Genomic DNA, 26,880 nt, shown 5'->3' on the forward strand with positions numbered 1-26,880 from the left:
GTATGCCATACATCTATTGTAAGACGGGTGCAAAAATAGTATTTTTTTTTCTAAAAATAAATTTTATTGAGTCTTTTTTGCAATTGTTATGGGTAATGAATAAATAACCCTTGTCGGAATGCCTCTTTCTAATCCGAGGTTTCCATTTTTTAGCCCCTTTAATTACGTTAATTGCGCTCTCGTCTAATCCGTAACCAATCCCTTTTACTATTTTTGGTTCAATTAGATTTCCTTCCTTATCCACAACAAAAGTCATGTATATTTTTCCAAAAACTTTATTTCTAACCTCTATCGGAATAAACATTTCTCTTGCTATATATCTATAAAATGTCTCTATTCCGTTTTTAGGACTTGGTTTTTCATGTACAACTTTGTAAGGGTGTTCAATGTTTAAGGAATCGATGCTTATGCCAGAGATTAATTTGCCGTTTTCATAGCTTTCGGTAAAAGTATAATTAGCTTTTAGGTTTTTTCCTTTCCAGATACCGTCAGGAAAGCCATTCTTTATTTTTCCGCTTCCTTCATAGTTTTGGTCTTCTACTTTACAGTCACCATTTCCTGATATTACTTTTTGCTCGTTTTGCTTGTTCCAATAATTATTGACTTTAAAAATAACCTCTCCTTTTTTGTCTTTAAAATATTCAAGCTCCGATTTTAAATAGCCATTGTCGTACCAGTTAAATTCTTTGCCGTCCTTTTTTGTATCTATATAACTAACTGCTGACTTTTTTTTGCCGTTTTCATAGTAGTAAACAAATTGTCCGTCTCTTCTTAAAAAATCTCTATCTTTTGATGTTCCAATCATTTTGAGAGTCTTAGACTTATAGTAATCTTTAAAAATATAAGGTGTTCTGTTTTGATAATATCCCTCGACAATCCTAATGTATTTGTAGTTTTCTGCTGTGGCTTCTGTATATGTAGAATCCATGTAAAATATTTTGTTAAGGTCTTTGGAGCCTTGTGAGAACGATTTTGTCGTTACTAATAAAAAAAAGGCAATTGTAAAATAAGGAGGAAAGCTAAATTTCATGTTTTTTCATTTTTAAAACTGAACAGATGTAATTGTGTTTCTAATACAGTTTAGCAACTTCTTGATTCACAAATTCCAAAAATTTCTCATCTGCTTCAGTAAACGGATCAATAACGTGACTATCAATGTCAATTTGACCAATATTTACTCCGTCAACAAATAAAGGAACTACAATTTCAGACTTTACAGTAAAACTACATGCAATATAATTGTCCTGAGCAGCAACGTCTGGCACTACAAAATTAGCATTGCTTTCAGCAACTTGACCGCAAATTCCTTTTCCAAATGGAATTACAGTGTGATCCGTTTCAGCTCCTACATATGGGCCTAAATGCAATGTTTTGTTTTCGTGATTGGCAAAATAAAATCCAACCCAGTTATAATAATCTATATTGTCACTTAATAATTGACAAACACTTAATAGTTTTTCGTCTCTTGAGCGATTTGTGTCTGCTATAATCGCAGTTATTTTCGGTTGTAATTCTTGAAATGTCATCTTATTTAGTTTTTATACAAAAGTATTTAAAGCCAAATCAAAAAATACATAAATTTGTTAAAAATTTCTCTTGAAAAAATATTTAATTCAGTACAAATCTTTCCTTCTTTTTATATCAGTATTTTTTGCTGCTTATATTGTGTTGACATTCGTTTATCAATTTTATTTGAGTCGTTTTGGAACTGCTGGTGAGTTAGATGGGATAACAAAATTAGTAGGGAATCATACGAAACAATTATTGCAATTGTTTAATGATGATGTTAAATTTGAGAAAATTCACGCGGAACCATATGTAAAGATATCATATAACGAGAAGACAGTTGCCTCAATTGTTGAAGGCTGTAATGCAATAAGTGTAATTATTTTATTCGTATCTTTTATAATTGCCTTTTCAGGGAAATTAAAACCAACTTTGCTTTATGTTTTAGGAGGAAGTCTTTTTATTTATATTCTTAATATTTGCAGAATTGCATCATTATGTGCATTACTGTATTATTTTCCTGAGAAATCCCATTTTTTGCATGGGGTGCTTTTTCCATTGGTAATCTATGGTCTGGTTTTTATTTTGTGGATTGTTTGGGTAAGTAAATTTTCCAGATATGCTAAATGATATTCTTAAAAATAAATCAAAAGCTTTTCTTTTGATTCTCCTTGTACTTTTTTTGGTAGGCATAAGAGCTTTCGAAAATCAGTTGTTTTATGATCCTTTTCTAACTTATTTTGAAAGAGATTATAAAATACTTCCTCTGCCTGAATTCGATTCGTTTCGTTTGTTTTTCGGATTACTGTTTCGATACATATTAAATACAATTGTTTCGTTGGGAATAGTTTATGTGCTTTTTAAAGAAATTGAATTGGTGAAATTTGCTTCGATTTTATATGCTATGTTTTTTCTTGTTTTAATTATTGCTTTTTATTGTATTATTTATTTTTATACCAATCAAAATAATTTGATACTTTTTTATGTGCGTCGTTTTTTAATTCAACCCATTCTTGTACTGTTGTTTATTCCTGATTTTATTATCAAAAGCTAAATAAATAGCTCTTTTTTGTATCTTTATTTGTCGGTTTGTATTTGTTTAATTATCAAATCAAGAAACAGATGAAAGTTGTAAAAAAATCAGGAGAATTTGTTGTTTTTGATAAAAATAAATTAGAAAAGTCTTTACTGAATTCGGGAGCTAATCAGTCAGTTGTTCAAGAAGTTCTACAAATGATTGAAAAAGAAATTTACGAAGGTATTTCTACTAAGAGAATCTATAAAATGGCTTTTAATCTGTTAAGAAAAAAATCTCATTCCCATGCTGCACGTTATAATTTAAAAGAAGCGATTCAGTTATTAGGACCTGATGGCTTTTATTTCGAAAAATATATTGCCAGACTTTTCTCGATGGAAAATTATGAAACGAGAACTAATTTAACACTACAAGGTAAATGCGTTTCGCACGAAATAGATGTTTTGACAAAGAAAAATAGTGTTATTGCTATGATAGAGTGTAAATTTCATATGGGGAAAGAAGCTTCTACAGATGTAAAAGTACCGATGTATATTTTATCTCGTTTTAATGATCTTAAAGAAAGAAAACATTCTGTCTTTACAGAAAAAGATGTTATTTCAGAATGTTGGATTGTTACAAACAACCGATTTACGTTGGATGCAATGACTTTTGGAACATGTTCTGGATTGAATTTATTGAGTTGGGATTACCCTGTAAATAATAATTTGAGAACAAAGAATGAGAATAATAATCTATACCCTATAACTTGTTTAACTACACTTACGCTCACTGAAAAAGATAAATTATTGGCTTTGGATGCGATTTTGGTAAAAGAGTTATTAAATAGTCACAATTGTTTAGAAAAAATTGGATTGAGTTCTCAAAGAATAAAAGGAGTAATAAAAGAAGCATCGGAGTTGTGTAGGTATTCTTGAGAATGTAGTTTTTATGTAATTTAAATTCAAATCAAATGAAAGTCAAATTCATCGGTGGTGCTGGAACTGTTACAGGGTCAAAAATATTGATTGAGAGTAATGGTATTAGGGTTTTAATTGATTGCGGACAGTTTCAAGGGATAAAACCTTTGCGTGAACTTAATTGGGAGCCTTTGTCGGTTTTGCCTTCAACAATAGATTTTGTATTGCTTACTCATGGACATTTAGATCATTGTGGTTGGTTGCCAAGATTGGTGTATCAGGGGTTGAAAGGGAAGATATATTTTCAGGACCTACAAAAGAAATAGCTAAACTTATTCTTTTGGACAGTGCCAAAATTCAGGAAGAAGAGGCAAATAAGGCCAACGAAGAACGCTATTCTAGTCATGAAATTGCAGAGCCGCTTTATACGGTAGAACAGGCTAAGAAAGTGTTCCCGCTTTTTAGAGTGGTTAAGATTAATGAGCCTTTTCTTTTAGAGGCAGATATTTCGGCAGTTTTTTCTACTGCAGGGCATATAATGGGAGCATGTAGTATTGCATTAACAGTTGAGAAGAAAACTTTGGTGTTTTCGGGAGATATTGGCCGAGATGATGATGTATTGCTTTTTCCGCCAGAAAAACCTAGAAAAGGAGATTATATATTTTTAGAAAGTACTTATGGGAATCGATTGCATCCAGATACAGATGCAAAAGAAGAGCTTGAAAAATACATCAATACTACATTTCAAAAAAAAGGAACAGTAATTATACCCAGTTTTGCTGTAGAACGAGCACAAAGTATAATGTATTTGTTGTGGCAGCTAAAGAAGAAGGTCGGGTTCCAAACATTCCGTATATTATAGATACGCCTATGGGAATTAGTGCTTTGGAAATCTTTATTAATAATAAAGAGTGGCATAAGCTTACGCTGGAAGAATGTACAGGTATGACTAAAATGTTTTCTCTAGTTTCGGATTACCAAGAAACAATGGATGTTATTTATAACAAAAGTCCAAAAGTTATTATTGCAGCAAGCGGAATGGCTACTGGAGGAAGGGTTTTGAATTATTTTGAACATTATATAGGGATGCGGGAAACAACAGTAATTATTGTAGGTTATCAAGCTGAAGGTACCCGAGGAAGGAAATTATTAGAAGGTGTGGATGAAATTAAAATCCGGGGAAAATATTTTCCAGTTAAAGCAAAAATTTTAGAAATAGGAGGGCTTTCAGCTCATGGAGACCAAGATGATTTACTTGCATGGCTTTCGGTATTAGAGAATAAGCCTAAAAAAATATTCTTGGTTCATGGAGAAAATGTTCCAGCAGATGCGCTTCGTATTAAAATTAAAGAAAAATATGGTTTTAATTGCGTAATTCCTTTAATGGGGCAGGAATTTGAATTGTGAAAATAATTTTTAAATTTTTAAGAGGAATTTCATTTTATAAATTGATTATAATGCTAATTTTGTAGCGATATGAATATAAAAAGATGCACTAGTTTATTTTTAGCATTTCTACTATTGGTTTCCAATGTAGGACTTGCTTTTGATGTGCATTATTGTGGAGGTAAGTTATCTTCTATTTCATTGAACAAAACTTTAGAAGCACCCCCAGTCAAAAAATGCTGCGGGATTGCTGTTAAAAAAAAATCATCTTGTTGTAAGGACAAAGTAGTTCATTTTGAAAAAAAATCAGATACTGCTACTATTAAAACATTCTTATTTCAGCTTGATTTTCCTTTACGCTACAAGAATTCAAAACAGTTGCTTTTCTTATTCCAAAATTTAAAAGTAAACAGCTAATTACTTATTATAGCGATGCTCATGCACCTCCGCTATTTAAGCTCTATCAACAATATATATTTTACGCCTATTTTAATGTTTTTTAAAATCAAATCATCTTGTATGGTTTGGATCTACTTTTTTAAGCATTAAAATTATTTCTCATGAAAAAAAATATACACTTTTTGCTGTGCTTTTACTTGTATTCCTGTTTTCGCACAAGAAAATTTGGAAGAAGTTAAAATTGTCAAAAAGTAAAAGGAATTAAAAAATCATATACACTTACAGGAAATACTTCACTTATAACAAGTAAAGAATTGCTTAAAGCAGCTTGTTGTAATCTCGCCGAAAGTTTTGAGACAAATCCATCTATCGATGTTAATTTTTCGGATGCATTGACAGGAACAAAGCAAATTAAAATGTTGGGACTTACAAGTCCGTATTTAATGATTACCGAAGAAAATGTTCCATCTGTTCGAGGAGCTTCTCAAGCTTACGGATTGTCATTTACTGGAATCTGTCTCGAAAGTATCCAGATTACCAAAGGAGAGGGAGCGTGGTAAATGGGTATGAAAGTATTTCGGGGCAAATAAATACAGAGTTGTTAAAACCGATGAATGATATTCCGTTTTTTTTAAATGCGATGGTTCTACATATTTTCGCTTCGAATTAAATACTCATTTTACGAAACAGCTTTCAGGTAAATGGGCAACAAGTTTATTAGTTCACGGAAATGCACGTGTTGCAAAAACAGATATGAATCATGATGGATTCTTGGATAATCCATTGGCAAAGCAAATCAATATTTTAAATCGTTATCAATATACTAATGCCGAAACAGGCTGGGTTGGTTTTGTCAATCTTAGATATATGAATGATAAAAGAAACAGGAGAGCTCGATTTTGATAAGGATCGTGATAAAAGGGACAACAAATTATTGGGGATCCGAAATTAACACGGAGCGAATTGATGTAGCTACTAAAATAGGTTATGTTTTTCCAGATATGCCTTATCAGAGTATTGGTTTCAGAATGCATTTAACAGTCATAATCAGAGATCTTATTTTGGCTTAAACCAATACGATATCAAACAGAATAGTTATTATTCTAATTTGATTTTTAATTCGATTATCGATAATACTAAGAATAAATTTGCTGCAGGATTAAATTTTGCATACGATCAATATAAGGAGTTTGTAAACGTAAATGATTATAGCCGAATCGATAACTCTGTTGGAGCTTTCTTTGATATACATATGATAACACAGATAATTTTAGTATTATTTTAGGAGGGAGAATTGATAATCATAATCGTTTAGGGACTTTTGTAACGCCACGTTTACATATGAGGTATAATCCTTGGGAGAAAGGAGTTTTAAGATTTTCGGCAGGAAGAGGAAAACGTTCAGCTAATATCTTTGCTGAGAACCAACAGCTATTTGCTAGTTCTAGAGTGTTTTCGATTCTGGATAAAAACGGTAAAATTTATGGGATGAGTCCAGAGATTGCTTGGAATTATGGGGTGAGCTTTTCGCAAAGGTTTTCTCTTTTGATAAACATGCCGAAGTAGTTTTTGATTTATACAGAACCGATTTCCAAAATCAGGTTGTTGTAGATGTAATGCAGAGTCCACAAGAAGTTTTGTTTTATAATTTAAAAGGAAAAATCATATGCAAATAGTTTACAGGTTGAGTTTAATTATGAATTGCTAAAGAGTTTTAATTTTCGTTCGGCGTATAAATATTATGATATCCGAACCGATTATTTATCAGTAAATTTCGAAAGACCTTTGCAAGCAAAACATCGTTTTTTTGGTAATCTGGAATACGAAACAAATCTAGTTGACGGCAAGCAGTGGAAAATGGATTATACTTTTAACTGGATTGGACAACAACAATTACCGAATACAGCTTCTATTCAAATAAGGATAGATTGCCTAATTTTTCGCCTTCTTATTCTTTAATGAATGCACAAGTAACCAGAGTTTTTTGGATACTTTTGAAGTGTATGTAGGAGGGGAGAACATTGGAAATTATCGACAAGACAAAGCAATCTTAGGAAGTGGTAACCCGTTTGGTAGTTGTGTCTCTTCTATGCTTCAATTGTATATGCTCCAGTTTTTGGACAAAATGTATTACGCAGGATTGCGATTTAAAATAAAATAAAACAACTTGTTTTTAATACATAGCTTTGTGTTGAATAAGACGTAACATATTAAAATTTAATAATTAGAATAGAACCTTTAAAATGAATAAAATGAAATCGAAGATTCACGAATTCCGAAACAACAAGATAAAAATGATAAGTAATAATGTAATAATAGTATTGGCAGTTGCTTTTTTTTCATTTGCCGCTCAGGCAACATAAATAAATAAACGCGAAATATGAAAACTAAGTAAGTGGTAATTGTGAGCACTGTAAAAAAAGAATAGAAAAAACGGCTTTCGGAGTTTCTGGAGTGAAATCTGCAATATGGATGTTAGTACTCATAAATTAAGCTTAATCCTAAATGAAGAGAAAACCTCGTCACAGATGTGAAAAATGCTATTGCTAAATCAGGTCATGATACCGACGTTGCGAAGGCTGCGCAAGATGTTTACGACGGTCTTCCGATGTGTTGTAAATATGAAAGAAATTAATATTAGAGCTTAACTTAGAATTTGGGCTTTTTTAGCGTTAATAAAACTTTAAAATGTCTTAATTTATTGTGGTTAAACTAATTTATTATTACTTTCACCAACTTATAAATTTAACAAATAAATCGCTTATATGAATAATTTTGATTGGACTCAATTAATTAATCCGGAGTTTTATATTACCCTTACCTTAGGTGGAGTTCAAATTGGTTTATACATTGTTATATTTATAGTTTTTGCCGAAACAGGACTTTTTGCAGGTTTCTTTTTACCTGGTGATAGCCTACTTTTTTTAGCTGGAATTTATAGCCGTGAATTAATTCAGAACATGGTTTATATAGAAAATGATTTCATAAATGTTTTTCTTCTTTCTTTAATGGTTGCTATTTCAGGAATTTTAGGTAATATGACTGGATACTGGTTTGGAGCCAAAAGCGGTTATTATTTATTTAAAAAAGAAGATACTTTTTGGTTCAAGAAGAAATACTTATTGCAGTCAAAAGATTTCTTTGAAAAGATACGGTGGCAAAGCTATAATCTATGCACGTTTTTTACCAATTTTTAGAACATTTGCACCTATAGTTGCAGGAATTGTATCTATGGATAAAAAGAAATTTATGTTTGATAATATATTAAGTTCGTTTTTGTGGGCTTTTATCTTAATCTTTTCAGGACATTACCTTTATGGGGTATTTTTGAAACAAGGAATTGATTTGAAACAACATATCGAATATATTATTATAATTATTGTTATCATAACGACTTTTCCAGTTTTAATGAAGTTACTAAAGAAAAGACCAGCAGATAAAATAGAGTAGTAGATGTTTAAATAAAAAATCCGAAGTTATACACTTCGGATTTTTTATTTCTAGACTTTTGTCAGGAATAAGATTTGAATATTCGTCGGATGCTGTAAATCTTTAGGTTTCTACTTTTATTTATAAATTAAAGATTAAGATTGTATTGCTGTTATTTGTTTTTAAACTACAGAAAGAGGTAGGTAGATTTTCAAATAAATAGAAACAAAAAAATCCGAAGCTATAAACTTCGGATTTTATTTTTAGACTTAAGTCAGGGATAGTATTACATCATTCCTGCATACCTCCACCCATTGGGTTTCCGCCTGCATTGTCTTCTTTAATGTCAATCAAAGCACATTCAGTTGTTAAGATCATACCTGCTACAGAAGCTGCATTTTCTAAAGCTACACGAGTTACTTTTTTAGGATCAATAATACCTGCTTTAAGCATATCTACATATTCATCTGTTTTAGCATTGTATCCAAAATCACCTGTACCTTCGGCAACTTTAGCAACAACTACAGAACCTTCAAGACCTGCATTTTCAACAATAGTTCTTAATGGAGCTTCTACTGCACGTGATACAATTTGAATACCTGTAGCTTCATCAGCATTGTCAGCTTTTATTTCGCTTAAAGCGTTTTTAGCTCTTAATAAAGCAACTCCGCCACCTGCAACAATTCCTTCTTCAACAGCAGCACGAGTAGCGTGTAATGCATCATCAACTCTGTCTTTTTTCTCTTTCATTTCTACTTCAGATGCAGCACCTACATAAAGAACAGCAACACCACCAGCTAGTTTAGCTAAACGTTCTTGTAGTTTTTCTTTGTCATAATCAGAAGTTGTAGCTTCCATTTGACCTTTAATTTGGTTCACACGATTTTTGATCATGTCTGCTTCACCAGCACCACTTACAATTGTAGTGTTATCTTTATCGATAGTTACTTTTTTAGAAATACCTAACATTTCGATTGTAGTATTTTCTAATGTATAACCTCTTTCTTCAGAAATCACAGTTCCACCAGTTAAGATAGCGATATCTTCAAGCATTGCTTTTCTTCTGTCACCAAAACCAGGTGCTTTTACAGCAGCAATTTTAAGAGCTCCACGTAATTTGTTAACTACAAGAGTTGATAAAGCTTCTCCGTCAACATCTTCAGCAATAATTAATAATGGTTTTCCTGATTGAAGCTACTGGTTGAGAACTGGTAAGAGTTCTTTTAAAGAAGAAACTTTTTTGTCATACAAAAGGATGTATGGGTTCTCTAATTCTACTTCCATTTTTTCAGGATTTGTAACGAAATATGGAGATAGATATCCTCTGTCAAACTGCATTCCTTCTACAACATCTACAAATGTATCTGTTCCTTTTGCTTCTTCAACAGTAATAACGCCTTCTTTTCCAACTTTTGCGAAAGCAGTAGCGATTAATTCACCAATTACTTTGTCGTTATTTGCAGAGATTGAGGCAATTTGTTTTATTTTTTCTGAATCACTTCCTACAACTTTTGCTTGTTTAGCTAAGTCGGCAACGATAGTTTCAACTGCTTTGTCGATTCCTCGTTTTAAATCCATTGGGTTAGCTCCAGCAGCTACGTTTTTCAAACCTTCTTTTACGATTGCTTGAGCTAAAACTGTAGCAGTTGTAGTACCGTCTCCAGCTAAATCATTAGTTTTTGAAGCTACTTCTTTAACCATTTGAGCTCCCATATTTTCTAATGGGTCTTTTAATTCAATTTCTTTTGCAACAGTAACACCATCTTTGGTTACGTTTGGTCCACCAAAAGATTTTCCGATGATAACGTTACGACCTTTTGGTCCTAAAGTTACTTTTACTGCATTTGCCAATGCATCTACACCACGTTTTAATCCATCACGTGCTTCTATATCAAATTTTATATCTTTTGCCATTTCTTATAATTTAGTTTAAGGTTTGAGTTGTTTCAGGTTTTCCCTGATACTTATACTTTATTCTTGAGACTTAAAGCCTGTAACTTGAAGTTTTTTTAGATTATCGCTAAGATATCATCTTCGCGCATAATCAAATAATCAGTTCCTTCATGTTTTAATTCAGTTCCTGCATATTTACCATAAAGTACTGTATCTCCAATTTTAACAGTCATAGTGTGGTCTTTAGTACCATTTCCTACTGCTACAACAGTTCCTTTTTGTGGTTTTTCTTTGGCGGTATCTGGAATAAAAATCCCTATGTAGTTTTAGTCTCTGCTGCAACTGGCTCAATAAGTACGCGATCTGAAAGCGGTTTAATGTTTAAAGTCATGATTTTATAATTATGTTATGTTTATAATTTTGTTTGCTTATAAACTTTCAGAAACTATGCCACCTTGAATAAACTGACATTATTTCTTATAAAAAATGCCAGCTTTGACAGGCTGGCATTTTTATATTTTATAAAGAATGTATTATTTCGCTGGGTTAGTTGCAGCAGGTGTTTCTTGAACTGGAGCTACAGGCGTTGTGCTTGGAGCTGTAGTAGCAGATTTCTCGATAAGTTTAGATTCTACATCGCTTAATGATCCTGTAAAACTTAAACTAGAAAGTAAGATTAATGCAATTAAGATTGTAGCTAACGTCCAAGTACTTTTATCTAAAAAGTCTGTTGTTTTCTGTACGCCACCTAACATTTGAGATCCACTAATTGTTGATGATAATCCTCCACCTTTAGGGTTTTGAACCATGATTACTACGATCAATAGAAAACAAACTATTGTGATTAAAACTAAAAAAATTGAAAATGTGCTCATTGTTTAATTATTATTGTTATTTTGTTGTAATGTCTTAATATCCGATATGCGGTCTGCAAAGAAACTAATTTTTTCTGGATATTTCAAAATTAATATTTCATATGCTTGTATTGCTTTTGTGTATTTTTTTTGTTCCAAATATACTCTAGCCAGAGTCTCAGTCATTAAGTAAGAATTGTCATCTTTGTTGATGTCTATCTGAATGTTAGCTGCAACTGTTGTCGTCGATTTTACAGGAGATATTTTTGGGCTAGTTTCGATGAACTTGTCAATTAACTCCGCTTTCTTCTTTTTCTCTTTGTTGATTTCGATTAATGCAGTGTCTATTTCAATAGGTGGAACTCCTTGTTTTTCTTCTTTCTTTTCCTCTTTTCGTTCAATTGGTTCTGTTCTAGAAAGTTGAAGCCATTCTTGAAAGGAATGTTTTTCTTTTGCAGAAAAATCCAGAGGCTTGCCTAATTCTAGGTTTTCTTCTGCAATTTCTATAGCCTCTTCTGTTGCTTTTATATTTACTTCAATATTTGGTATTGAAGCTTCTTTTATTGAAGTAAGGATAGATTGCTCAATAGGATCTATAAATTTAGTTTCTACCTTTTCTGTTGCTTCTTCCTCTATTGCAATCTCAGGTAAAAGATGCTCACTATCAATAACGGTTATATCCAAAAGCGCCAAAGCTTTCTTATCGTAATATTCTTTTTGAATGGTTGAAAAAGTTTCAGATGTTATAAAATCAAATAAAATAGCTCTATCTGTTGTATGTGCAGCAGTAACTTTTAAGGCATAATTATACTTAAAACTGTTTTGACTATAAAGTCCTTTTAATCGCAATGCTCTTGCACTTTGAAAATAGGGGAATTCATTCAATACATTACCTAATTCATCCGTTTGCTTTTCTGTAATAGCATCGGGTCTGTTTATTAGGTACGTATAATCGTTAACATTCATTATATTCTGTTGTTTAATCTTTAAATTGTTTATTTATGTACTCGTCTTTTTTTGAATCGAATTAGCGATTAACCAATTAAACGAATCAACCTTTTACCATTTTGCTAATGACTCATTAAATATATCTTGGGTAATACGGTCAAGAATTTCTTTTATAGCTGTATCTTTTATTGGGCCTATAAGTTGATCTTGTGCCGGGTAGTCATAATAAAATTCGAATGATTTTTCAAAATCATCTGTTTCTTTCTTTCTATTAGTGAATCGTACGTTTACACGAATTTTTAATCTGTTTTGTGATGCCTGTTGATCTGCAGTTGCAGTCATCGGACTAATTCTGTAATCTGTAATCTCTCCTTCGTACATTAAATCCGCACCTGAACTCACTAAGTTTAAGTTGGTTTGGTTTTGGATTAAATCTTGTAATTGTAAAGTAAAAGTACGATCTAATCCTGGTTCAATTAAATCAGCGTTGTTCTGGAAGTAATTTACTTGAAATGTTTTTGCATCTATTTTACCTGTTCCCGTAAAGTTGTAAACGGAACAGCTACTAAAGGTAAAAACAATTACAATTATAATTAGGTACTGTATATTTCTCATTTTATTTTTTAAAAGCCCCAAAGGTATTTATTTTAGTTGTCAATTTTTACACAATTTGAATGTGTTATTTTACAAATCAAATTGTTTTATTTTTCTATACAAAGTTCGTTCCGAAATACCTAGTTCGTCTGCTGCAGCTTTTCGTTTTCCTTTGTTTTTCTCTAATGATTTTTTAATCATTTCGATTTCTTTTTGCTCCAATCGTAAAACCTCTTCTTCTTCGATTGTTTCTGCAAATAAATAATTATCTTCATTAGAAGACTGGTATTGTTCCTCCCGACTAGGAGTGGTCATAACAGCAGTTCTTGGTTCTTCTTCAAAGTCAATTTCACTATCATTTTCTTGTGAACCATATATTTTTTTGATCAAGTTTTTATTGGTTTCTTGTACATTTGCACTACCATTTTGCATTAACTCAAGTGTAAGTTTTTTTAAGTCATGCAAATCACTTTTCATGTCAAAAAGGACTTTGTATAAAATCTCTCTTTCAGTATTAAAGTCGCTATCATTTTTCTTCTCATTAATTACTGAAGGTAAATTTGGGCCTTCTGTCGGTAGATAAGATTGTAATGTTGCAAGAGTAATATCTCGATTGGTTTCTAGAACTGAAATTTGCTCGGCTACATTTCGTAATTGACGAACGTTACCGTTCCATCTAAATTTTTGTAATAGTTGAACAGCATCATCATCCAGTTTTAATGGAGGCATTTTGTATTTATGAGCAAAATCGGATACGAATTTTCTAAACAATAAGTGAATGTCTTCTTTACGCTCACGTAATGGAGGCAAAGTGATTTCAACTGTACTCAGACGATAGTATAAATCCTCACGAAATTTACCTTTTTCGATAGCGTTGAATAGGTTTACGTTGGTTGCAGCTACAATTCTTACATTAGTTTTTTGTACTTGTGATGAACCTACTTTTATGAATTCACCATTTTCAAGTACACGAAGTAATCTTACTTGTGTGGTAAGTGGTAATTCTCCAACTTCATCCAGAAATATAGTTCCACCATCGGCAACTTCAAAATAACCCTCACGAGTACTTGTTGCACCAGTAAAAGCTCCTTTTTCGTGGCCAAATAACTCACTATCAATAGTTCCTTCGGGAATAGCACCGCAGTTTACAGCTATGTATTTTCCGTGTTTTCTATGCGAAAGTGAATGTATAATTTTGGGGATACTTTCTTTACCAACACCACTTTCTCCAGTTACCATTACCGAAATATCGGTTGGTGCTACCTGAATTGCTTTTTCGATGGCGCGATTAAGCTTAGGATCATTTCCAATAATTTCAAAACGTTGTTTTATAGCTTGAACTGTCTCCATTTATATTTTTGTTTGAAGTTTTTTTGTTTCAGATTTAAGCTATTGTGTAACTTGAAACCTGAAATTTGAAACTAAAATTTGTTTAATTCATTTCAGAATATCCAACTGCTTCACCTTTTAATGTTCCACTGGTACAGCTTGTAATTTTTACATTTACAAAATCACCAATTTTATAATCTTCTTTAGGGAAAACTACGGTAATACTTTGTGAATTTCTTCCAGAGAATTCCTCTTTTGATTTTTTCGAAACTTTTTCAACTAAAACTTCTACAGTCTGTCCGATAAATTCTTCAGAACGAAACCAAGCATGTTTTTGTTGTAAATCAACAATTTCTTGCAGTCTTCTAGCTTTGGTTTCTTCGGTAACATCATCTTCCATTTTTCTTCCAGCTAGAGTTCCAGGACGTTCGGAATACGAATACATATAGCCAAAATTGTACTTTACATATTCCATTAAACTCATTGTGTCTTGATGGTCTTGCTCTGTCTCTGTTGGGAAACCAGCTATCATATCTTGGGATATTGAACTATTTGGAATTATTGTTTTGATTTTGTCAATCAAAGTCATGTATTCTTCACGCGTATGTAAGCGGTTCATTTCCTTTAATATTCTGTTGCTTCCAGACTGAACTGGTAAATGTATGTGTTTGCATATGTTTGGGTATTTTGCAATAATATGCAAAACACTTTCGTGCATATCTTGTGGATTTGAGGTTGAAAATCTAATACGCATTTTAGGATAAGTTACTGCTACCATTTCTAGTAATTGGTCGAAATTTACAGCAGTTGCTTTTTGCATATCTGAGGCATTGTCAAAATCTTTTTTTAATCCACCACCATACCATAAGTAGCTATCTACGTTCTGACCTAATAGTGTGATTTCTTTAAAGCCTTTATTCCATAAATCCTGAATCTCATTCATGATACTCTGTGGTTCACGACTGCGTTCACGTCCACGAGTAAAAGGTACCACACAAAAGGTACACATATTATCACAGCCACGGGTAATTGAAACTAAAGCTGTGATTCCGTTACTCATTAATCGAACAGGTGAAATGTCACCGTAGGTTTCATCTTTTGATAAAATTACGTTTATCGCATCACGACCTTCTTCGACTTCGCTTAATAAATTAGGTAAATCTTTGTAGGCATCTGGGCCAACAACAAGATCTACTATTTTTTCTTCTTCTAGAAATTGACTTTTCAAACGTTCAGCCATACATCCCAAAACTCCAACCTTCATTTTTGGGTTAATGCGTTTTACGGCATTGTATTTCTCCAAACGTTTACGGATTGTTTGTTTAGCTTTGTCACGAATAGAACAGGTGTTTACCAAAACTAAATCGGCTTCTTCAAGAACCGAAGTTGTATTGTAACCACCATCTGATAAAATTGAAGCTACAATTTCGCTATCCGAAAAATTCATCGCACAACCGTAGCTTTCTATAAAGAGTTTCTTAGTATTCTCAGGTTTATTTTCTAAAACAAGACTTTCGCCTTGTTTGCTTTCTTCAATAATCTTTTCCATAAGGCACTTTCAAAAGTGTATTTTAATAAGGCCACAAATGTACGATTATTTGTGTGATTATGACAAGATGTCAGATGAAGATTTAACATTGTTTTGTATTTTTACTTAACATGAAAAAACTCTCTTTAGAATAAAGAGAGTTTTAGCTAACAAATAAAAAAAAACTAAATGAGTTTAGAATAGATTGACTTCTAGTTGTACTCGGGCAATTTTGTTTTCAGGGTTCCACATTGCAGTTGCTGAAACAGGTAATTTATAATTGAATACGGAAATTTCCTTGGTAGCTTTTATTCCAGTGTTTACAATCCCAAAACTACTTTCTGTTTTATTTGTGTATAGGAAATTGTTTCCATCAAGTGCAAAACCAGCTCCCATAAAAATATCCAGATTTACTTTTTGATTTTTAATGACTGGATAACTTAACTCGGTATAAGTTGAGTACTTGCTTTTATAACTGTTATTACTGTTCAGTTCTCTGTCTTTTAATCCGCTGTAAAGTATTATGTCGACTTCTACTCGTAATGGGAAAGATTCCGGGAAACGATACGAAGTTCTTAAGTCTATAAGATGAGTACTTGTGAGTTTGTTGTAATTAAACACTTCGGGATTTTCAATTCCGGTAGTATTAAATAAATCCCATAATCCAATTGAAAAATTATTTTTTTGATATTGAATGTAGTAGTTTATTTCACGGTATTTCCCGTCAAATCCCGCACCACCCCATATTCCGACAGTAAAATTTCTTTCTTTATCAAATGTATAATGAATATTCCCAGTAGCAGTCATACCATCATTAATGATAAGTCCTCTCCATAGGTGACTTGTTTTTAAGTCAACATTAAAGTCTAAACGGGATGGTTTTGTGTTTTCTGTTGAAACGAAACTACTATCTGAGTCTGCTGTTTTTTGAGCGTATCCAGTTAGCCCTATAATTGAGATTATAGAGAAAAATAGTATTTTTTTCATGATTTCTTATTTTATAAAAAAGATATTTAAAGTAGTGTCATATATAAGAGTGCTGCTAAACCAGATCCGATGATAGGGCCTATGATCGGAATCCATGCATAATCCCAGTTACTACTTCCTTTAAAAAGAAGGGAGTGTGTAATGCGAGGGCCTAAATCTCTCGCTGGATTAATTGCATAACCTGTAGTGCCACCTAAAGAAAGACCGATTGCCCACACCAAAATAGCAACTGGTAAAGCGCCAATAGAACCTAGTCCAATTTTGGCATCAGTAGCGGTACCTATACTAAGTTCAGGACCTGCAATGTAGAAGATTACAAAGATTAGAACGAAAGCTCCGATTATCTCACTGATTAAATTTGAAAAGTTGTTTCTAATGGCTGGTATTGTACTAAAGCAGGCTAGTTTTGAACCTTCATCTTCGGTTATAGAAAAATGGTCTTTATGGAATAACCAAACTAGGAATGCGCCTAACATAGCTCCTATTAATTGTGCAATAATATATGAAGCAACTTGGCTCCAAGCAAATTTGCCTATAATGGCTAAGCCAATTGTTACCGCGGGGTTTAGATGCGCGCCACTAATTGGTCCTGCGATAGTTACACCTACAAAGACTGCAAATGCCCATCCAGTAGTGATTACTATCCATCCAGAGTTGTTTCCTTTTGTTCCTTTAAGAACCACGTTTGCTACAACTCCGTTACCTAATAAGATAACGAACATTGTGCCAATAATTTCTGCAATAAATGGTGACATCTTCTTATTTTTTTATTGATTTATCTCCTAATCTTCAATCCAATTTGTAGTACGGCCTACAGCTTTGTTCCAGTTGTGTACTAATTTATCTACTTCTGCTTTTGGCATTTCTGGTGAGAATTCACGGTCAATAGACCATTGTTTTTGCAATTCGTCTATGCTTTTCCAGTATCCTACAGCTAATCCAGCTAAGTAGGCAGCTCCCAATGCTGTTGTTTCTAGTGTTTTAGGTCTGATTACCTTAAATCTGAATAGATCAGATTGAAATTGTAACATTAAATTATTGACAACTGCTCCACCATCTACTCTTAATTCTTTTCCTTCATTTCCAAAGTCAGCTTCCATTGATTTTGCTAAGTCAAATACTTGGTAAGCAATTCCTTCTAAGGTTGCTCGTGCTATATGTGCGTTTGTTGTTCCTCTGGTAATTCCAAAAATTGCTCCTCTGGCATATTGATCCCAGTGAGGGGCGCCTAACCCTGTCAAAGCTGGGACAAAATATACGCCACCATTATCGGGTACACTTGCTGCTAAAGTTTCGATTTCATCAGATGAATTAATCATTTTTGCGCCATCTCGTAACCATTGTACAGCTGCTCCTCCTACAAATACACTTCCTTCCAGGGCATAAGTTGTTTTTCCGTTTATTTTCCAGGCAACTGTTGTGAGTAAGTTATTTTTAGAATAAACAGGTTTGTCTCCTGTATTCATTAGCATAAAGCAACCTGTTCCATAAGTGTTTTTTACCATTCCTGGTTCTGTGCATAGCTGTCCAAAAAGAGCTGCTTGCTGATCTCCAGCTACACCAGAGATTGGAATTTTTGTTGAGAATAATGTTGTACAAGTTTCACCATATATTTCACTACTTTGTTTTATTTCAGGTAGCATTGCTCTTGGAATATTAAATAATTTCAATAATTCAGTATCCCATTCTAATGTATGAATGTTTAGCAGTAAGGTTCTACTTGCATTAGAGACATCAGTCATGAACATTTTGCCTCGTGTTAGTTTCCAGATAAGCCAAGTGTCTACAGTACCGAAGCATAACTTTCCTTGTTCTGCTTTCTCGCGTGCTCCTTCAACATTATCTAAAATCCATTTTAATTTAGTACCAGAAAAATAGGCATCTAGTTTTAATCCAGTCTTTTCTTGAATCATGTCTGAAAGACCTTGAGCTTTTAATTCGTCACAATATTTTGCTGTTCGACGATCTTGCCAAACAATAGCATTGTATAGAGGTTCGCTAGTTTCTCTGTCCCATACAATCGTTGTCTCGCGTTGATTGGTAATTCCAATTGCAGCTATTTCTTTTCCTGAAATTCCCATTTTTGCAATAACTTCGGCTGCAACACTAATTTGTGAATACCAAATTTCATTGGGATCATGTTCTACCCATCCTGGTTTTGGGAAGATTTGTTCATAGGGTTTTTGAGAAATGCTTACAATTTTGCCATCATGGTTGAATATGATGGCTCTAGAGGAGGTGGTACCCTGATCTAGTGTTAGGATAAATTTGTTTTCCATAATGGTGAGTTGTTAATAGTGAATTGTTAATGGTGTTTTTCTTGGAAATCTGATAAAATGAATCCGTTTGCAAGATGTTTAAATTCTGATATTTGTCTTTGTGCCCATGTTTCGTCATGGTCTAATTCTTTAGCTAATAATAGAGCTACTTTTTCACAAGAAGCAATAGCTGCGCGTGCATCTAAAAATAATAAACGAACTCTTCTTGCAAGTACATCATCTATAGTTCTTGCCATTTCATGACGAATTGCCCAAGCTACTTCTGCCATAGTGTAGTCGTAATCTGGATGTAATTTTTCTTTTAATTCAGGTTCGTTATTTTGTAACTCTAGTATTTTTGGAATATCAGTTCCGTATATGTATAAGTGGTTTTCTCGAGCTTTTGTGTCTGTTTGTTTATTCCCGTGAATTGGAATGTGCTCTGTTTTACATTTCATTTTTGGTAAATGGTGCACAGTGATCGCTTTGTCTATGATGTCTTCGGCAATTTTTCTGTAGGTGGTCCATTTTCCTCCAGTTATGGTTATTAATCCAGTTTCAGAAACAATTATTTTGTGACTTCTGGAAACTTCTTTAGTGCTTTTTCCTTCTTTTTCGGGTGCTGCTAATGGTCTTAATCCAGCAAAAACAGATAGAACATCTGCGCGCGTAGGTTTTTTGACTAAGAATCGTTGTGCGGTTTCTAATACGAATTCAATTTCTGTTTCTAATGCAATTGGTTCTAAGCTGTGTTTTTTAATTAAAGTGTCTGTTGTTCCGACTACTACTTTATTATGCCAAGGCACTGCAAACAAAACTCTTCCGTCACTTGTTTTAGGTATCATTAATGCTTGGTCACCGGGTAAAAATGATTTGTCGAATACAAGGTGAATTCCTTGACTTGGAACGATGTATTTTTTGTATACGGTATCGTTTAGTTTCATTATTGCATTAGTGAAAACTCCAGTTGCATTTATGACAGCTTTTCCTTTTATTTCGTATTTCTCACCAGATTCATGATCTACTATCTCAACACCTGTAACTTGGTTTTTGTCATCTTTTAATAAGCCAATAACTTTAGCGTAGTTTAAAAGGCAAGCGCCATTTTCTACTGCAGTTTGTGCAATATTTATAGCTAAACGGGAATCATCGAATTGGCCATCTTGATAGATAACACCACTTACTAGGCCTTTTGGTTCTACAGTAGGGAGTAACTCGATAGTTTTTTTCTTTGAAATATATTTAGATCGGCCTAAACTCAGTCTTCCTGCTAGTAAGTCATATATAGTAAGGCCTATGGTGCGAAATAGCCTCCCCACCAATTGTAATTCGGTATAACGAAAGATTGATTTTTAACTAGATGACCTGCATTTTCGAGCCATTATTCCCTCTTTCTTTTAAAGCTTCAGTTACTAGAGAAATATCACCTTGTTCTAGATAACGAACACCTCCGTGAACTAATTTAGTACTTCTGCTAGAAGTTCCTTTGGCAAAATCTTCCCCTGCTTCAATCAAAACAGTTTTGTATCCTCTGCTTGCGGCATCAAGAGCTGTTCCTAGTCCGCTAGCACCTCCTCCAATAACGATTACATCCCATTCAGAGGTTTGTTTTAGTTTTGCTAATTGTTCTATTCGTTTCATTGTTTGGTTTTATTTGTTTCGTATTCTTTTATAATGCTTTCGAATAACAAACTTAATGAAATTAAACGAAACCAAATAAAATAAAGTGAAATTTATTTTATTATTTTATTTTTGTATCTTTCGGCATGAAGAATCTTAATATTAAAACAACATTATGGCCATTATCAACAGAAGACAAGAGGATATACTTAAAGAATTAGATCAGAAAGGATATGTTAATGTGGTTGATTTATGTGAAATGTATAATGTTTCAACCGTAACCATACGAAAGGATCTGAACTTTTTAGAAAATGAAAAGTTACTACATCGTACGCATGGAGGAGCAAGCAAAAAGCCGATTTATGCTTTTGAAAGAGATGTTAATGATAAAGAAACTTTGCAGGTAGAGCAAAAAAAGCAAATAGCCAAAGAAGCTTTAAAGTATATTAGTGAACACGACTATATTATATTAGGTTCAGGTTCGAATATTCATTACTTATCTCGAATAATTACTGGATTTCAAAAACTAACGGTGCTTACTCCTTCATTAAAAGTATCTTTAGAGCTTAGTAAAGAAATGAATATTGATACAATACAATTAGGTGGAGATGTTCGAAATAGTTCTACTTCAGCAGTTGGTCCGATTGCCGAAGCAACTTTGAGTCAGTTTTCTTGTAATAAATTATTTCTGGGTACAGATGGAGTTCATTTAGAATTTGGTTTGAGTACATCAAATGCTTTAGAAGCACATTTAAATCAAGCTATGATTGAAGTCGCAGAAAAGGTTATAGTGCTTGCAGATTCTACAAAGATGAATATAAGAGGTTTTGGGAAAATCTGTAATTTGAATAAAATTGATGTGCTTATTACTGATGATGGTATTGATGCAGGAACTAAGGCGAAACTGGAAGAAATTGGAATTGATGTGGTTGTAGCAGGAAAACTTTAGTTGATAGAGAGAGTATTATATTTTGGTTATTCAATAAGGTGAATATTTTGAATATATTTAAGTGTTTATATTGCAGGAATAGGTTTGTTATTTTGCTTGTATTTGAGGACTTATTAGTAGTGTAAAATATTTTTAAAATTTACTAAAGTGCAATATTTAAAAAAAATAGATACTTTTGTTCCAGAAAAATAGAGTAATGGCAAAGAATTTAGTAATAGTTGAGTCACCTGCAAAGGCAAAAACAATAGAGAAATTTTTAGGAAGTGATTTTCAAGTAGAGTCAAGTTATGGGCATATTGCCGACTTGCCTTCGAAAGAAATTGGTGTTGATGTAGAGAATGGTTTTAAACCTAAATATGAAGTTTCTCCAGATAAAAAAGCTTTGGTTAGTAAGCTAAAAACATTATCTAAGAATGCCGAAATGGTTTGGTTAGCAAGTGATGAGGATCGCGAGGGGGAGGCTATTTCATGGCATCTTGCCGAGGAATTAAAATTGGACACAAAAAAAACCAAGCGAATTGTTTTTCATGAAATTACAAAATCGGCTATCCTAAAAGCAATTGAGAATCCAAGAGAAATAGATTATAATTTGGTTAATGCGCAACAGGCACGTCGTGTATTAGATAGATTAGTAGGATATGAATTGTCTCCTGTTTTATGGAGAAAAATTAAAGGAGGTTTATCGGCAGGACGTGTGCAGTCAGTTTCTGTACGTCTAATTGTAGAAAGAGAACGTGAAATTCAAAATTTTAAAGCTGTAGCATCATATTCTGTTGTTGCAGAGTTTACTAATGAAAGCGGAAAAACGTTCAAGGCTAAATTGCCTAAAAATTTTAATACAAAAAAAGAAGCCGAAGATTTTTTAAATAAAAACATAGGTTCTTCATATAAGGTTTCAGACTTAGAAACGAAACCTACCAAAAAATCACCAACAGCACCATTTACAACTTCTACCTTGCAACAAGAGGCAGCGAGAAAATTGTATTTGCCAGTTGGAATCACAATGCAGTTAGCACAACGTTTATACGAAGCAGGACTTATTACTTATATGAGAACTGATAGTGTTAACCTTTCTAAGGATGCAATGGATGCTGCACAAGCAGAAATTATTAAATCGTACGGTAAAGAATTTTCAAAACCGAGAACCTTCACAAATAAGAGTAAAGGGGCACAAGAAGCACACGAAGCGATTCGACCTACAGATATGTCACGTCATACAGTAAATATTGACAGAGACCAAGCGCGTTTGTACGATTTGATTTGGAAAAGAACATTGGCTTCACAAATGAGTGATGCACAATTGGAAAGAACCAATGTGAAAATTGAAGCTAATAATCATAATGAAATATTTACAGCATCTGGAGAAGTTTTGCTTTTTGAAGGATTCTTGAAAGTGTATCTTGAAGGTCATGATGAAGATGAAGAGGAACAGGAAGGGATGTTGCCAGCAATGAAAGTGAGTGAGAAATTAATAAATAACTACATCACGGCAACAGAAAGATATTCAAGACCGCCAGCTCGTTATACAGAGGCGTCTTTGGTGAAGAAATTGGAAGAGTTGGGTATTGGTCGACCTTCTACTTATGCACCAACTATTTCTACGATCATCAATAGAAATTATGTTGAAAAAGGAAATCTTGACGGACAGGAACGTAATTATACACAACTTACTTTACAATCTAATAAGGTAGGAGAGAAGTTGCTTAAGGAAAATACAGGTTCAGATAAAGGGAAGTTGGTTCCTACAGATATCGGAACAATTGTTACTGATTTCTTGGTTAAGAATTTTGGGACAATATTAGATTATAATTTTACAGCAAAAGTAGAGCAGGATTTTGATGAAATTGCTGAAGGAAATATAGATTGGGCACAAATGATGCAGGAGTTTTATGATAAATTCCATCCAAATGTGAAAGATGTTGAGGCGAATGCAGAAAGAGAAAGCGGAGAGAGAATATTAGGTAAAGATCCAGTTTCGGGAAGACCGGTTTCTGTTCGTTTAGGGAAATTTGGTCCAATGGCACAAATTGGGGAGCCGGATGATGAAGATAAGAAATTTGCCAGTTTAATGGCTGATCAGAATATTGGAAATATAACCTTGGAAGAAGCTTTGAATTTATTTTTATTGCCTAAAAACTTAGGTGAATATAAAGGAGAAGAAGTAGAAGTGAACAACGGGCGTTACGGACCTTATGTTCGTCATGGCAGTGTTTTTATTTCGTTGCCAAAAGGAGAAGATCCTTTAGATGTAACAATTACTAGAGCGCAAGAGTTGATAGATGAAAAAGCACTTGCTGATGCGCCTATTGCAGTTTATAAAGGAGAAGGAGTTCAAAAAGGAGTGGGGCGTTTTGGTCCATTTATCAAATGGAATGGATTGTTTATTAATGTAAGTAAAAAATACGATTTTGATAATTTGTCACAATTGGATATTGAAGCTTTGATTGAAGATAAACTTCAGAAAAATATTGATAAAGTACTTCATAACTGGGAAGAAGAAGGAATCTTGGTTGAAAAAGCACGTTGGGGACGTTCAGTTATCACAAAAGGTAAAATTAAAATTGAACTAAGTAAAGATGTTGATGCTACAAAATTAACATTAGCTGAAGTTCAGGAAATGATAGCGAAGAAAACCCCAGTAAAAAAGACAGCTGTTAAAAAAGCGCCAGCGACCAAAAAAGCTGTAGTGAAAAAAACTGTAGCAAAAAAGAAATAAAAAATGGAATTTGATTTTTCTACAACCAGTTGCCGAAGAAATTCTAAACTACGTTGATACATTGTCTTCTCAGGAATTGGGAAGTAAAATAGTTTTGCATACCAAAGAACGATTTCCAGATATAACGAAGGTTAATATTGCTATAATTGGGGTTTTAGATAATCGCGGAGATACATCAGCGATTAATGATGTGGATTTAAAACCATTTCGAAAAAAACTATATGGCATGTTTCTGGAAATTGGGATATGTCTATTGCTGATTTAGGAGATATTGTGCCAGGAGATTCAGTAGATGATACCTATTATCTTTGAAGAAAATAACTGCAGCTTTAATAAAAAACAGAGTGGTGCCTATAGTGATAGGAGGATCTCAGGATTTAACATATGCATTATATCGTGCTTATGATGATTTAGAGCAGATGGTTAATTTGGTTGCAGTTGATAATAAATTTGATTTTGGAAAAGAAAGTGAAAATTCTTCAGTAGCTTCTTATTTAACTAAGATTATAGTAGACGCACCTAATAATCTGTTTAATTACTGTAATATTGGGTATCAGACTTATTATAATTCACAAGAAGAGATCGATTTAATTGAGAAATTGCTTTTTGATGCTTATCGATTAGGTGAGATTTCAAATAAAATTGCATTAGCTGAGCCAGTTTTTAGAGATGCTGATTTAGTGAGTTTTGATTTGAATTCAGTTAAATCTGCCGATTCAGGAAATACTTTTGCTTTTGAACCTAATGGTTTTGATGGTAAAGAAATTTGCTCGCTTGCGAGATATGCAGGAATTAGTGAACAAGGTCTTACTTTTGGTGTGTTTAATCATAATAATACATTGCAGGAAGCTCCAATAATAGCACAGATAGTTTGGTATTTTATAGAAGGGTATCATTATCGCTCAAATGAGTATCCATACGGTAGTCGAAAAAACTATTTAAAATATATAGTTCCGTTAGAAGAAGAGGAGTTAGTTTTTTATAAAAGTGACAAAACAGACCGTTGGTGGATAGAGATACCTTTTATTTCAAATGGGAATAATAAATTGAAGTAAAGAAGACGTCGTTATCTTGTTCCTATGATGAATATTTGATCGCTTGTAATCAGGAATTACCTGAAAGATGGTGGAAAGCACAGCGGAAAAATACTGTGTAATCGTTTTCGTAATAAGATGCTAATGATTTAAGGTTTTTTTGAATGATTGTTTTTGGTATTATTAATAGGTTAAAATTTACAAATATTAAAATTTAACGTTTTTTGGCGGTATTTCGTGGCAGTTTATCGACTAAATATTTTTTTTTTATTTTTTTTAACTTTAATTTTGGACCGTGAAATAAATTACACAAAAAGCTATTGTTTTTTTAAAAAATAATAAATAGGTTTACGGACTTATAATAATGAATAGATAATCCAAATATATATGAAGAAGTTTATTGCATTTGCGGCATTTTTAACACTAATGATTAGTTGTGGTAGGTCAAGTGACAAAGGAGAATTGGTAGGTGTTAAAGGCGGGAAACGGTATCCAGAAAAACCTTATGGAATGACTTTGATTCCAGGGGGATCTTTTATCATGGGAAGTCGGATGATGACTTGGCTCAAGTAGAGGATGCGCCAACAAAAACCGTTACCGTTCGTTCTTTTTATATGGATGAAACAGAGATAACAAATAGTGAATATCGTCAATTTGTAGAATGGGTTAAAGATTCTACAATGAGAGTTCGTTTGGCTATTATGGCTAAAAAATGGGGAAAGTCAGCGAGTCTAAAGGTAAAAAAGGAGGAAGTATAGGAGATTATGCTTTTAACGATTCTGACCCAGAAAAAATGACAGCTTATGATAAGTATATGTACGATAATTATTATAGTATTGGTACTGCTGACGACCCGATATGCTGGAAGAAAATTAAACAAAAAAGTAAAATTAGCTAAGAGTACACAAGCATATCCAGATGAGTATTATGCAGAAGTAATGGATTCTATGTATATTCCAGTTGAAGAATCATATAATGGTTTAAGAACTATGGATGTTAATAAGTTGAAATTTAGATATTCTTGGATGGATATTCAGGCTGCAGCTAAAGCTAAAGTAGGAAAGAAAAGATTTCGTTAAGACAGAAGAAGTTAAGGTTTACCCAGATACAACAGTTTGGATTAAAGATTTTACCTATTCATATAATGAGCCAATGCATAATGATTATTTCTGGCATAAAGCATATGGAGATTATCCTGTTGTAGGAGTAAAATTGGGGACTCGAGGCAAAAGCATTTTGTGCTTGGAGAACTTTAAACAAAAACTCATACATAAAATCAAAAAAGAAAGGACATGACTTAGTAAACTCTTTCAGATTGCCAACAGAGGCAGAATGGGAGTATGCTGCTAGAGGGGGTCTAGAATCAGGAACTTACCCTTGGGGAGGTCCTTATATCAGAAATGATAGAGGCTGTTTTATGGCTAACTTTAAACCAAATAGAGGAGATTATGCTGCAATAATGCTTTGTATACAGTAGGTGCTGCCTCCCTAACAACAGGAGCATGTATTAACCTT

General features: G+C 33.1%; 23 protein-coding genes and 8 pseudogenes. 18 read left to right on the forward strand and 13 right to left on the reverse strand.

What is annotated here, in order from left to right:
* Window positions 1–13: 13 nt before the first annotated feature.
* Together AC1RYN_RS02625 and AC1RYN_RS02630 are read right to left on the reverse strand one after the other, a co-directional pair.
* Window positions 14–928 carry an energy transducer TonB gene (locus tag AC1RYN_RS02625; RefSeq protein WP_481805722.1) on the reverse strand — a complete coding sequence of 305 codons (915 nt, stop codon included), beginning with the start codon at window positions 926–928 and terminating at the stop codon, window positions 14–16.
* A gap of 142 nt (window positions 929–1,070) precedes the next feature.
* A complete protein-coding gene (locus tag AC1RYN_RS02630; RefSeq protein WP_481805723.1) occupies window positions 1,071–1,526 on the reverse strand; it encodes a GAF domain-containing protein in 456 nt (151 codons plus the stop codon).
* Between the two features lie 70 nt (window positions 1,527–1,596).
* Between AC1RYN_RS02630 and xrtF the strand changes: the two genes are divergently transcribed.
* The 14 genes and pseudogenes from xrtF to AC1RYN_RS02700 all read left to right on the forward strand — a co-directional run bounded on the left by xrtF (window position 1,597) and on the right by AC1RYN_RS02700 (window position 8,676).
* Entirely contained in the window at window positions 1,597–2,136 is a 540-nt protein-coding gene (gene xrtF / locus AC1RYN_RS02635) for an exosortase family protein XrtF (RefSeq protein ID WP_481805724.1), read from the forward strand.
* A pseudogene (locus AC1RYN_RS02640) lies at window positions 2,126–2,568 on the forward strand (exosortase F system-associated membrane protein). Before xrtF ends, AC1RYN_RS02640 begins: the two are co-directional and overlap by 11 nt.
* A gap of 60 nt (window positions 2,569–2,628) precedes the next feature.
* On the forward strand, window positions 2,629–3,459 hold the full coding sequence (locus AC1RYN_RS02645) for an ATP cone domain-containing protein (RefSeq protein ID WP_481805725.1): 831 nt from the start codon (window positions 2,629–2,631) through the stop codon (window positions 3,457–3,459).
* 35 nt (window positions 3,460–3,494) lie between these two features.
* Window positions 3,495–3,767 carry an MBL fold metallo-hydrolase gene (locus AC1RYN_RS02650; protein WP_481805726.1) on the forward strand — a complete coding sequence of 91 codons (273 nt, stop codon included), beginning with the start codon at window positions 3,495–3,497 and terminating at the stop codon, window positions 3,765–3,767.
* A 14-nt stretch (window positions 3,768–3,781) separates the two neighbouring features.
* Window positions 3,782–4,303, forward strand: a complete 522-nt coding sequence (locus tag AC1RYN_RS02655) for a hypothetical protein (protein WP_481805727.1) — start codon at window positions 3,782–3,784, stop codon at window positions 4,301–4,303.
* Window positions 4,255–4,848: an MBL fold metallo-hydrolase RNA specificity domain-containing protein gene (locus tag AC1RYN_RS02660; protein WP_481805728.1), complete on the forward strand. Its 594-nt coding sequence runs from the start codon at window positions 4,255–4,257 to the stop codon at window positions 4,846–4,848. Before AC1RYN_RS02655 ends, AC1RYN_RS02660 begins: the two co-directional genes overlap by 49 nt.
* Window positions 4,849–4,917: 69 nt before the next feature.
* Window positions 4,918–5,330 (forward strand): annotated as a pseudogene (locus AC1RYN_RS02665) (HYC_CC_PP family protein).
* Between the two features lie 210 nt (window positions 5,331–5,540).
* On the forward strand, window positions 5,541–5,786 hold the full coding sequence (locus tag AC1RYN_RS02670) for a hypothetical protein (protein ID WP_481805729.1): 246 nt from the start codon (window positions 5,541–5,543) through the stop codon (window positions 5,784–5,786).
* Between the two features lie 193 nt (window positions 5,787–5,979).
* Entirely contained in the window at window positions 5,980–6,129 is a 150-nt protein-coding gene (locus tag AC1RYN_RS02675) for a hypothetical protein (RefSeq protein ID WP_481805730.1), read from the forward strand.
* 8 nt (window positions 6,130–6,137) lie between these two features.
* Window positions 6,138–6,296, forward strand: a complete 159-nt coding sequence (locus tag AC1RYN_RS02680; protein ID WP_481805731.1) for a hypothetical protein — start codon at window positions 6,138–6,140, stop codon at window positions 6,294–6,296.
* A gap of 38 nt (window positions 6,297–6,334) precedes the next feature.
* Complete coding sequence (locus AC1RYN_RS02685; RefSeq protein ID WP_481805732.1) at window positions 6,335–6,511, forward strand: hypothetical protein; 177 nt, start codon at window positions 6,335–6,337, stop codon at window positions 6,509–6,511.
* Window positions 6,512–6,519: 8 nt separating this feature from the next.
* Entirely contained in the window at window positions 6,520–6,792 is a 273-nt protein-coding gene (locus AC1RYN_RS02690; RefSeq protein ID WP_481805746.1) for a hypothetical protein, read from the forward strand.
* 418 nt (window positions 6,793–7,210) lie between these two features.
* Window positions 7,211–7,387, forward strand: a complete 177-nt coding sequence (locus AC1RYN_RS02695; protein WP_481805733.1) for a hypothetical protein — start codon at window positions 7,211–7,213, stop codon at window positions 7,385–7,387.
* Window positions 7,388–7,991: 604 nt separating this feature from the next.
* Window positions 7,992–8,676 (forward strand): annotated as a pseudogene (locus tag AC1RYN_RS02700) (DedA family protein).
* Between the two features lie 270 nt (window positions 8,677–8,946).
* On the opposite strand, the pseudogene groL reads toward AC1RYN_RS02700, so the two are convergent.
* From groL to AC1RYN_RS02755, 11 genes and pseudogenes are all read right to left on the reverse strand, one after another.
* Window positions 8,947–10,569, reverse strand: a pseudogene (gene groL / locus AC1RYN_RS02705) (chaperonin GroEL).
* A 95-nt stretch (window positions 10,570–10,664) separates the two neighbouring features.
* Window positions 10,665–10,939 (reverse strand): annotated as a pseudogene (locus AC1RYN_RS02710) (co-chaperone GroES).
* Between the two features lie 142 nt (window positions 10,940–11,081).
* Entirely contained in the window at window positions 11,082–11,423 is a 342-nt protein-coding gene (secG, locus tag AC1RYN_RS02715; protein ID WP_481805734.1) for a preprotein translocase subunit SecG, read from the reverse strand.
* Between the two features lie 3 nt (window positions 11,424–11,426).
* Window positions 11,427–12,368 (reverse strand): tetratricopeptide repeat protein, encoded by a 942-nt coding sequence (locus AC1RYN_RS02720; RefSeq protein ID WP_481805735.1) that lies wholly within the window; start codon window positions 12,366–12,368, stop codon window positions 11,427–11,429.
* Between the two features lie 93 nt (window positions 12,369–12,461).
* On the reverse strand, window positions 12,462–12,965 hold the full coding sequence (locus AC1RYN_RS02725) for an LptE family protein (protein WP_481805736.1): 504 nt from the start codon (window positions 12,963–12,965) through the stop codon (window positions 12,462–12,464).
* A gap of 69 nt (window positions 12,966–13,034) precedes the next feature.
* A complete protein-coding gene (locus AC1RYN_RS02730) occupies window positions 13,035–14,294 on the reverse strand; it encodes a sigma-54 interaction domain-containing protein (protein WP_481805737.1) in 1,260 nt (419 codons plus the stop codon).
* Window positions 14,295–14,376: 82 nt separating this feature from the next.
* Complete coding sequence (gene miaB, locus AC1RYN_RS02735; protein WP_481805738.1) at window positions 14,377–15,822, reverse strand: tRNA (N6-isopentenyl adenosine(37)-C2)-methylthiotransferase MiaB; 1,446 nt, start codon at window positions 15,820–15,822, stop codon at window positions 14,377–14,379.
* A gap of 174 nt (window positions 15,823–15,996) precedes the next feature.
* A complete protein-coding gene (locus AC1RYN_RS02740) occupies window positions 15,997–16,788 on the reverse strand; it encodes a hypothetical protein (RefSeq protein ID WP_481805739.1) in 792 nt (263 codons plus the stop codon).
* A gap of 26 nt (window positions 16,789–16,814) precedes the next feature.
* On the reverse strand, window positions 16,815–17,543 hold the full coding sequence (locus tag AC1RYN_RS02745) for an MIP/aquaporin family protein (RefSeq protein WP_481805740.1): 729 nt from the start codon (window positions 17,541–17,543) through the stop codon (window positions 16,815–16,817).
* A gap of 27 nt (window positions 17,544–17,570) precedes the next feature.
* Window positions 17,571–19,067 (reverse strand): glycerol kinase GlpK, encoded by a 1,497-nt coding sequence (gene glpK, locus AC1RYN_RS02750; RefSeq protein ID WP_481805741.1) that lies wholly within the window; start codon window positions 19,065–19,067, stop codon window positions 17,571–17,573.
* Window positions 19,068–19,093: 26 nt separating this feature from the next.
* Window positions 19,094–20,687: pseudogene (locus AC1RYN_RS02755) on the reverse strand (glycerol-3-phosphate dehydrogenase/oxidase).
* A 154-nt stretch (window positions 20,688–20,841) separates the two neighbouring features.
* Here AC1RYN_RS02755 and AC1RYN_RS02760 point away from each other — a divergent pair.
* From AC1RYN_RS02760 to porK, 4 genes and pseudogenes are all read left to right on the forward strand, one after another.
* Window positions 20,842–21,615, forward strand: coding sequence for a DeoR/GlpR family DNA-binding transcription regulator (locus AC1RYN_RS02760; protein WP_481805742.1), 774 nt, complete (start codon window positions 20,842–20,844; stop codon window positions 21,613–21,615).
* Between the two features lie 196 nt (window positions 21,616–21,811).
* Window positions 21,812–24,331: a type I DNA topoisomerase gene (gene topA, locus AC1RYN_RS02765; RefSeq protein ID WP_481805743.1), complete on the forward strand. Its 2,520-nt coding sequence runs from the start codon at window positions 21,812–21,814 to the stop codon at window positions 24,329–24,331.
* A 3-nt stretch (window positions 24,332–24,334) separates the two neighbouring features.
* A pseudogene (locus AC1RYN_RS02770) lies at window positions 24,335–25,487 on the forward strand (formimidoylglutamase).
* Between the two features lie 265 nt (window positions 25,488–25,752).
* Window positions 25,753–26,880, forward strand: a pseudogene (gene porK / locus AC1RYN_RS02775) (T9SS ring complex lipoprotein PorK/GldK); the annotation flags it as partial.

This window comes from Flavobacterium sp. TC780, from assembly GCF_056783245.1.

What these genes read in the sequence shown, in the direction of transcription:
- AC1RYN_RS02625 (WP_481805722.1), bottom strand. Translation starts at nt 928, where the DNA reads ATGGATTCTACATATACAGAAGCCACAGCAGAAAACTACAAATACATT.
- AC1RYN_RS02630 (WP_481805723.1), bottom strand. Translation starts at nt 1,526, where the DNA reads ATGACATTTCAAGAATTACAACCGAAAATAACTGCGATTATAGCAGAC.
- AC1RYN_RS02645 (WP_481805725.1), top strand. Translation starts at nt 2,629, where the DNA reads ATGAAAGTTGTAAAAAAATCAGGAGAATTTGTTGTTTTTGATAAAAAT.
- AC1RYN_RS02650 (WP_481805726.1), top strand. Translation starts at nt 3,495, where the DNA reads ATGAAAGTCAAATTCATCGGTGGTGCTGGAACTGTTACAGGGTCAAAA.
- AC1RYN_RS02675 (WP_481805730.1), top strand. Translation starts at nt 5,980, where the DNA reads ATGAATCATGATGGATTCTTGGATAATCCATTGGCAAAGCAAATCAAT.
- secG (WP_481805734.1), bottom strand. Translation starts at nt 11,423, where the DNA reads ATGAGCACATTTTCAATTTTTTTAGTTTTAATCACAATAGTTTGTTTT.
- AC1RYN_RS02720 (WP_481805735.1), bottom strand. Translation starts at nt 12,368, where the DNA reads ATGAATGTTAACGATTATACGTACCTAATAAACAGACCCGATGCTATT.
- AC1RYN_RS02725 (WP_481805736.1), bottom strand. Translation starts at nt 12,965, where the DNA reads ATGAGAAATATACAGTACCTAATTATAATTGTAATTGTTTTTACCTTT.
- AC1RYN_RS02730 (WP_481805737.1), bottom strand. Translation starts at nt 14,294, where the DNA reads ATGGAGACAGTTCAAGCTATAAAACAACGTTTTGAAATTATTGGAAAT.
- miaB (WP_481805738.1), bottom strand. Translation starts at nt 15,822, where the DNA reads ATGGAAAAGATTATTGAAGAAAGCAAACAAGGCGAAAGTCTTGTTTTA.
- AC1RYN_RS02740 (WP_481805739.1), bottom strand. Translation starts at nt 16,788, where the DNA reads ATGAAAAAAATACTATTTTTCTCTATAATCTCAATTATAGGGCTAACT.
- AC1RYN_RS02745 (WP_481805740.1), bottom strand. Translation starts at nt 17,543, where the DNA reads ATGTCACCATTTATTGCAGAAATTATTGGCACAATGTTCGTTATCTTA.
- glpK (WP_481805741.1), bottom strand. Translation starts at nt 19,067, where the DNA reads ATGGAAAACAAATTTATCCTAACACTAGATCAGGGTACCACCTCCTCT.
- AC1RYN_RS02760 (WP_481805742.1), top strand. Translation starts at nt 20,842, where the DNA reads ATGGCCATTATCAACAGAAGACAAGAGGATATACTTAAAGAATTAGAT.
- topA (WP_481805743.1), top strand. Translation starts at nt 21,812, where the DNA reads ATGGCAAAGAATTTAGTAATAGTTGAGTCACCTGCAAAGGCAAAAACA.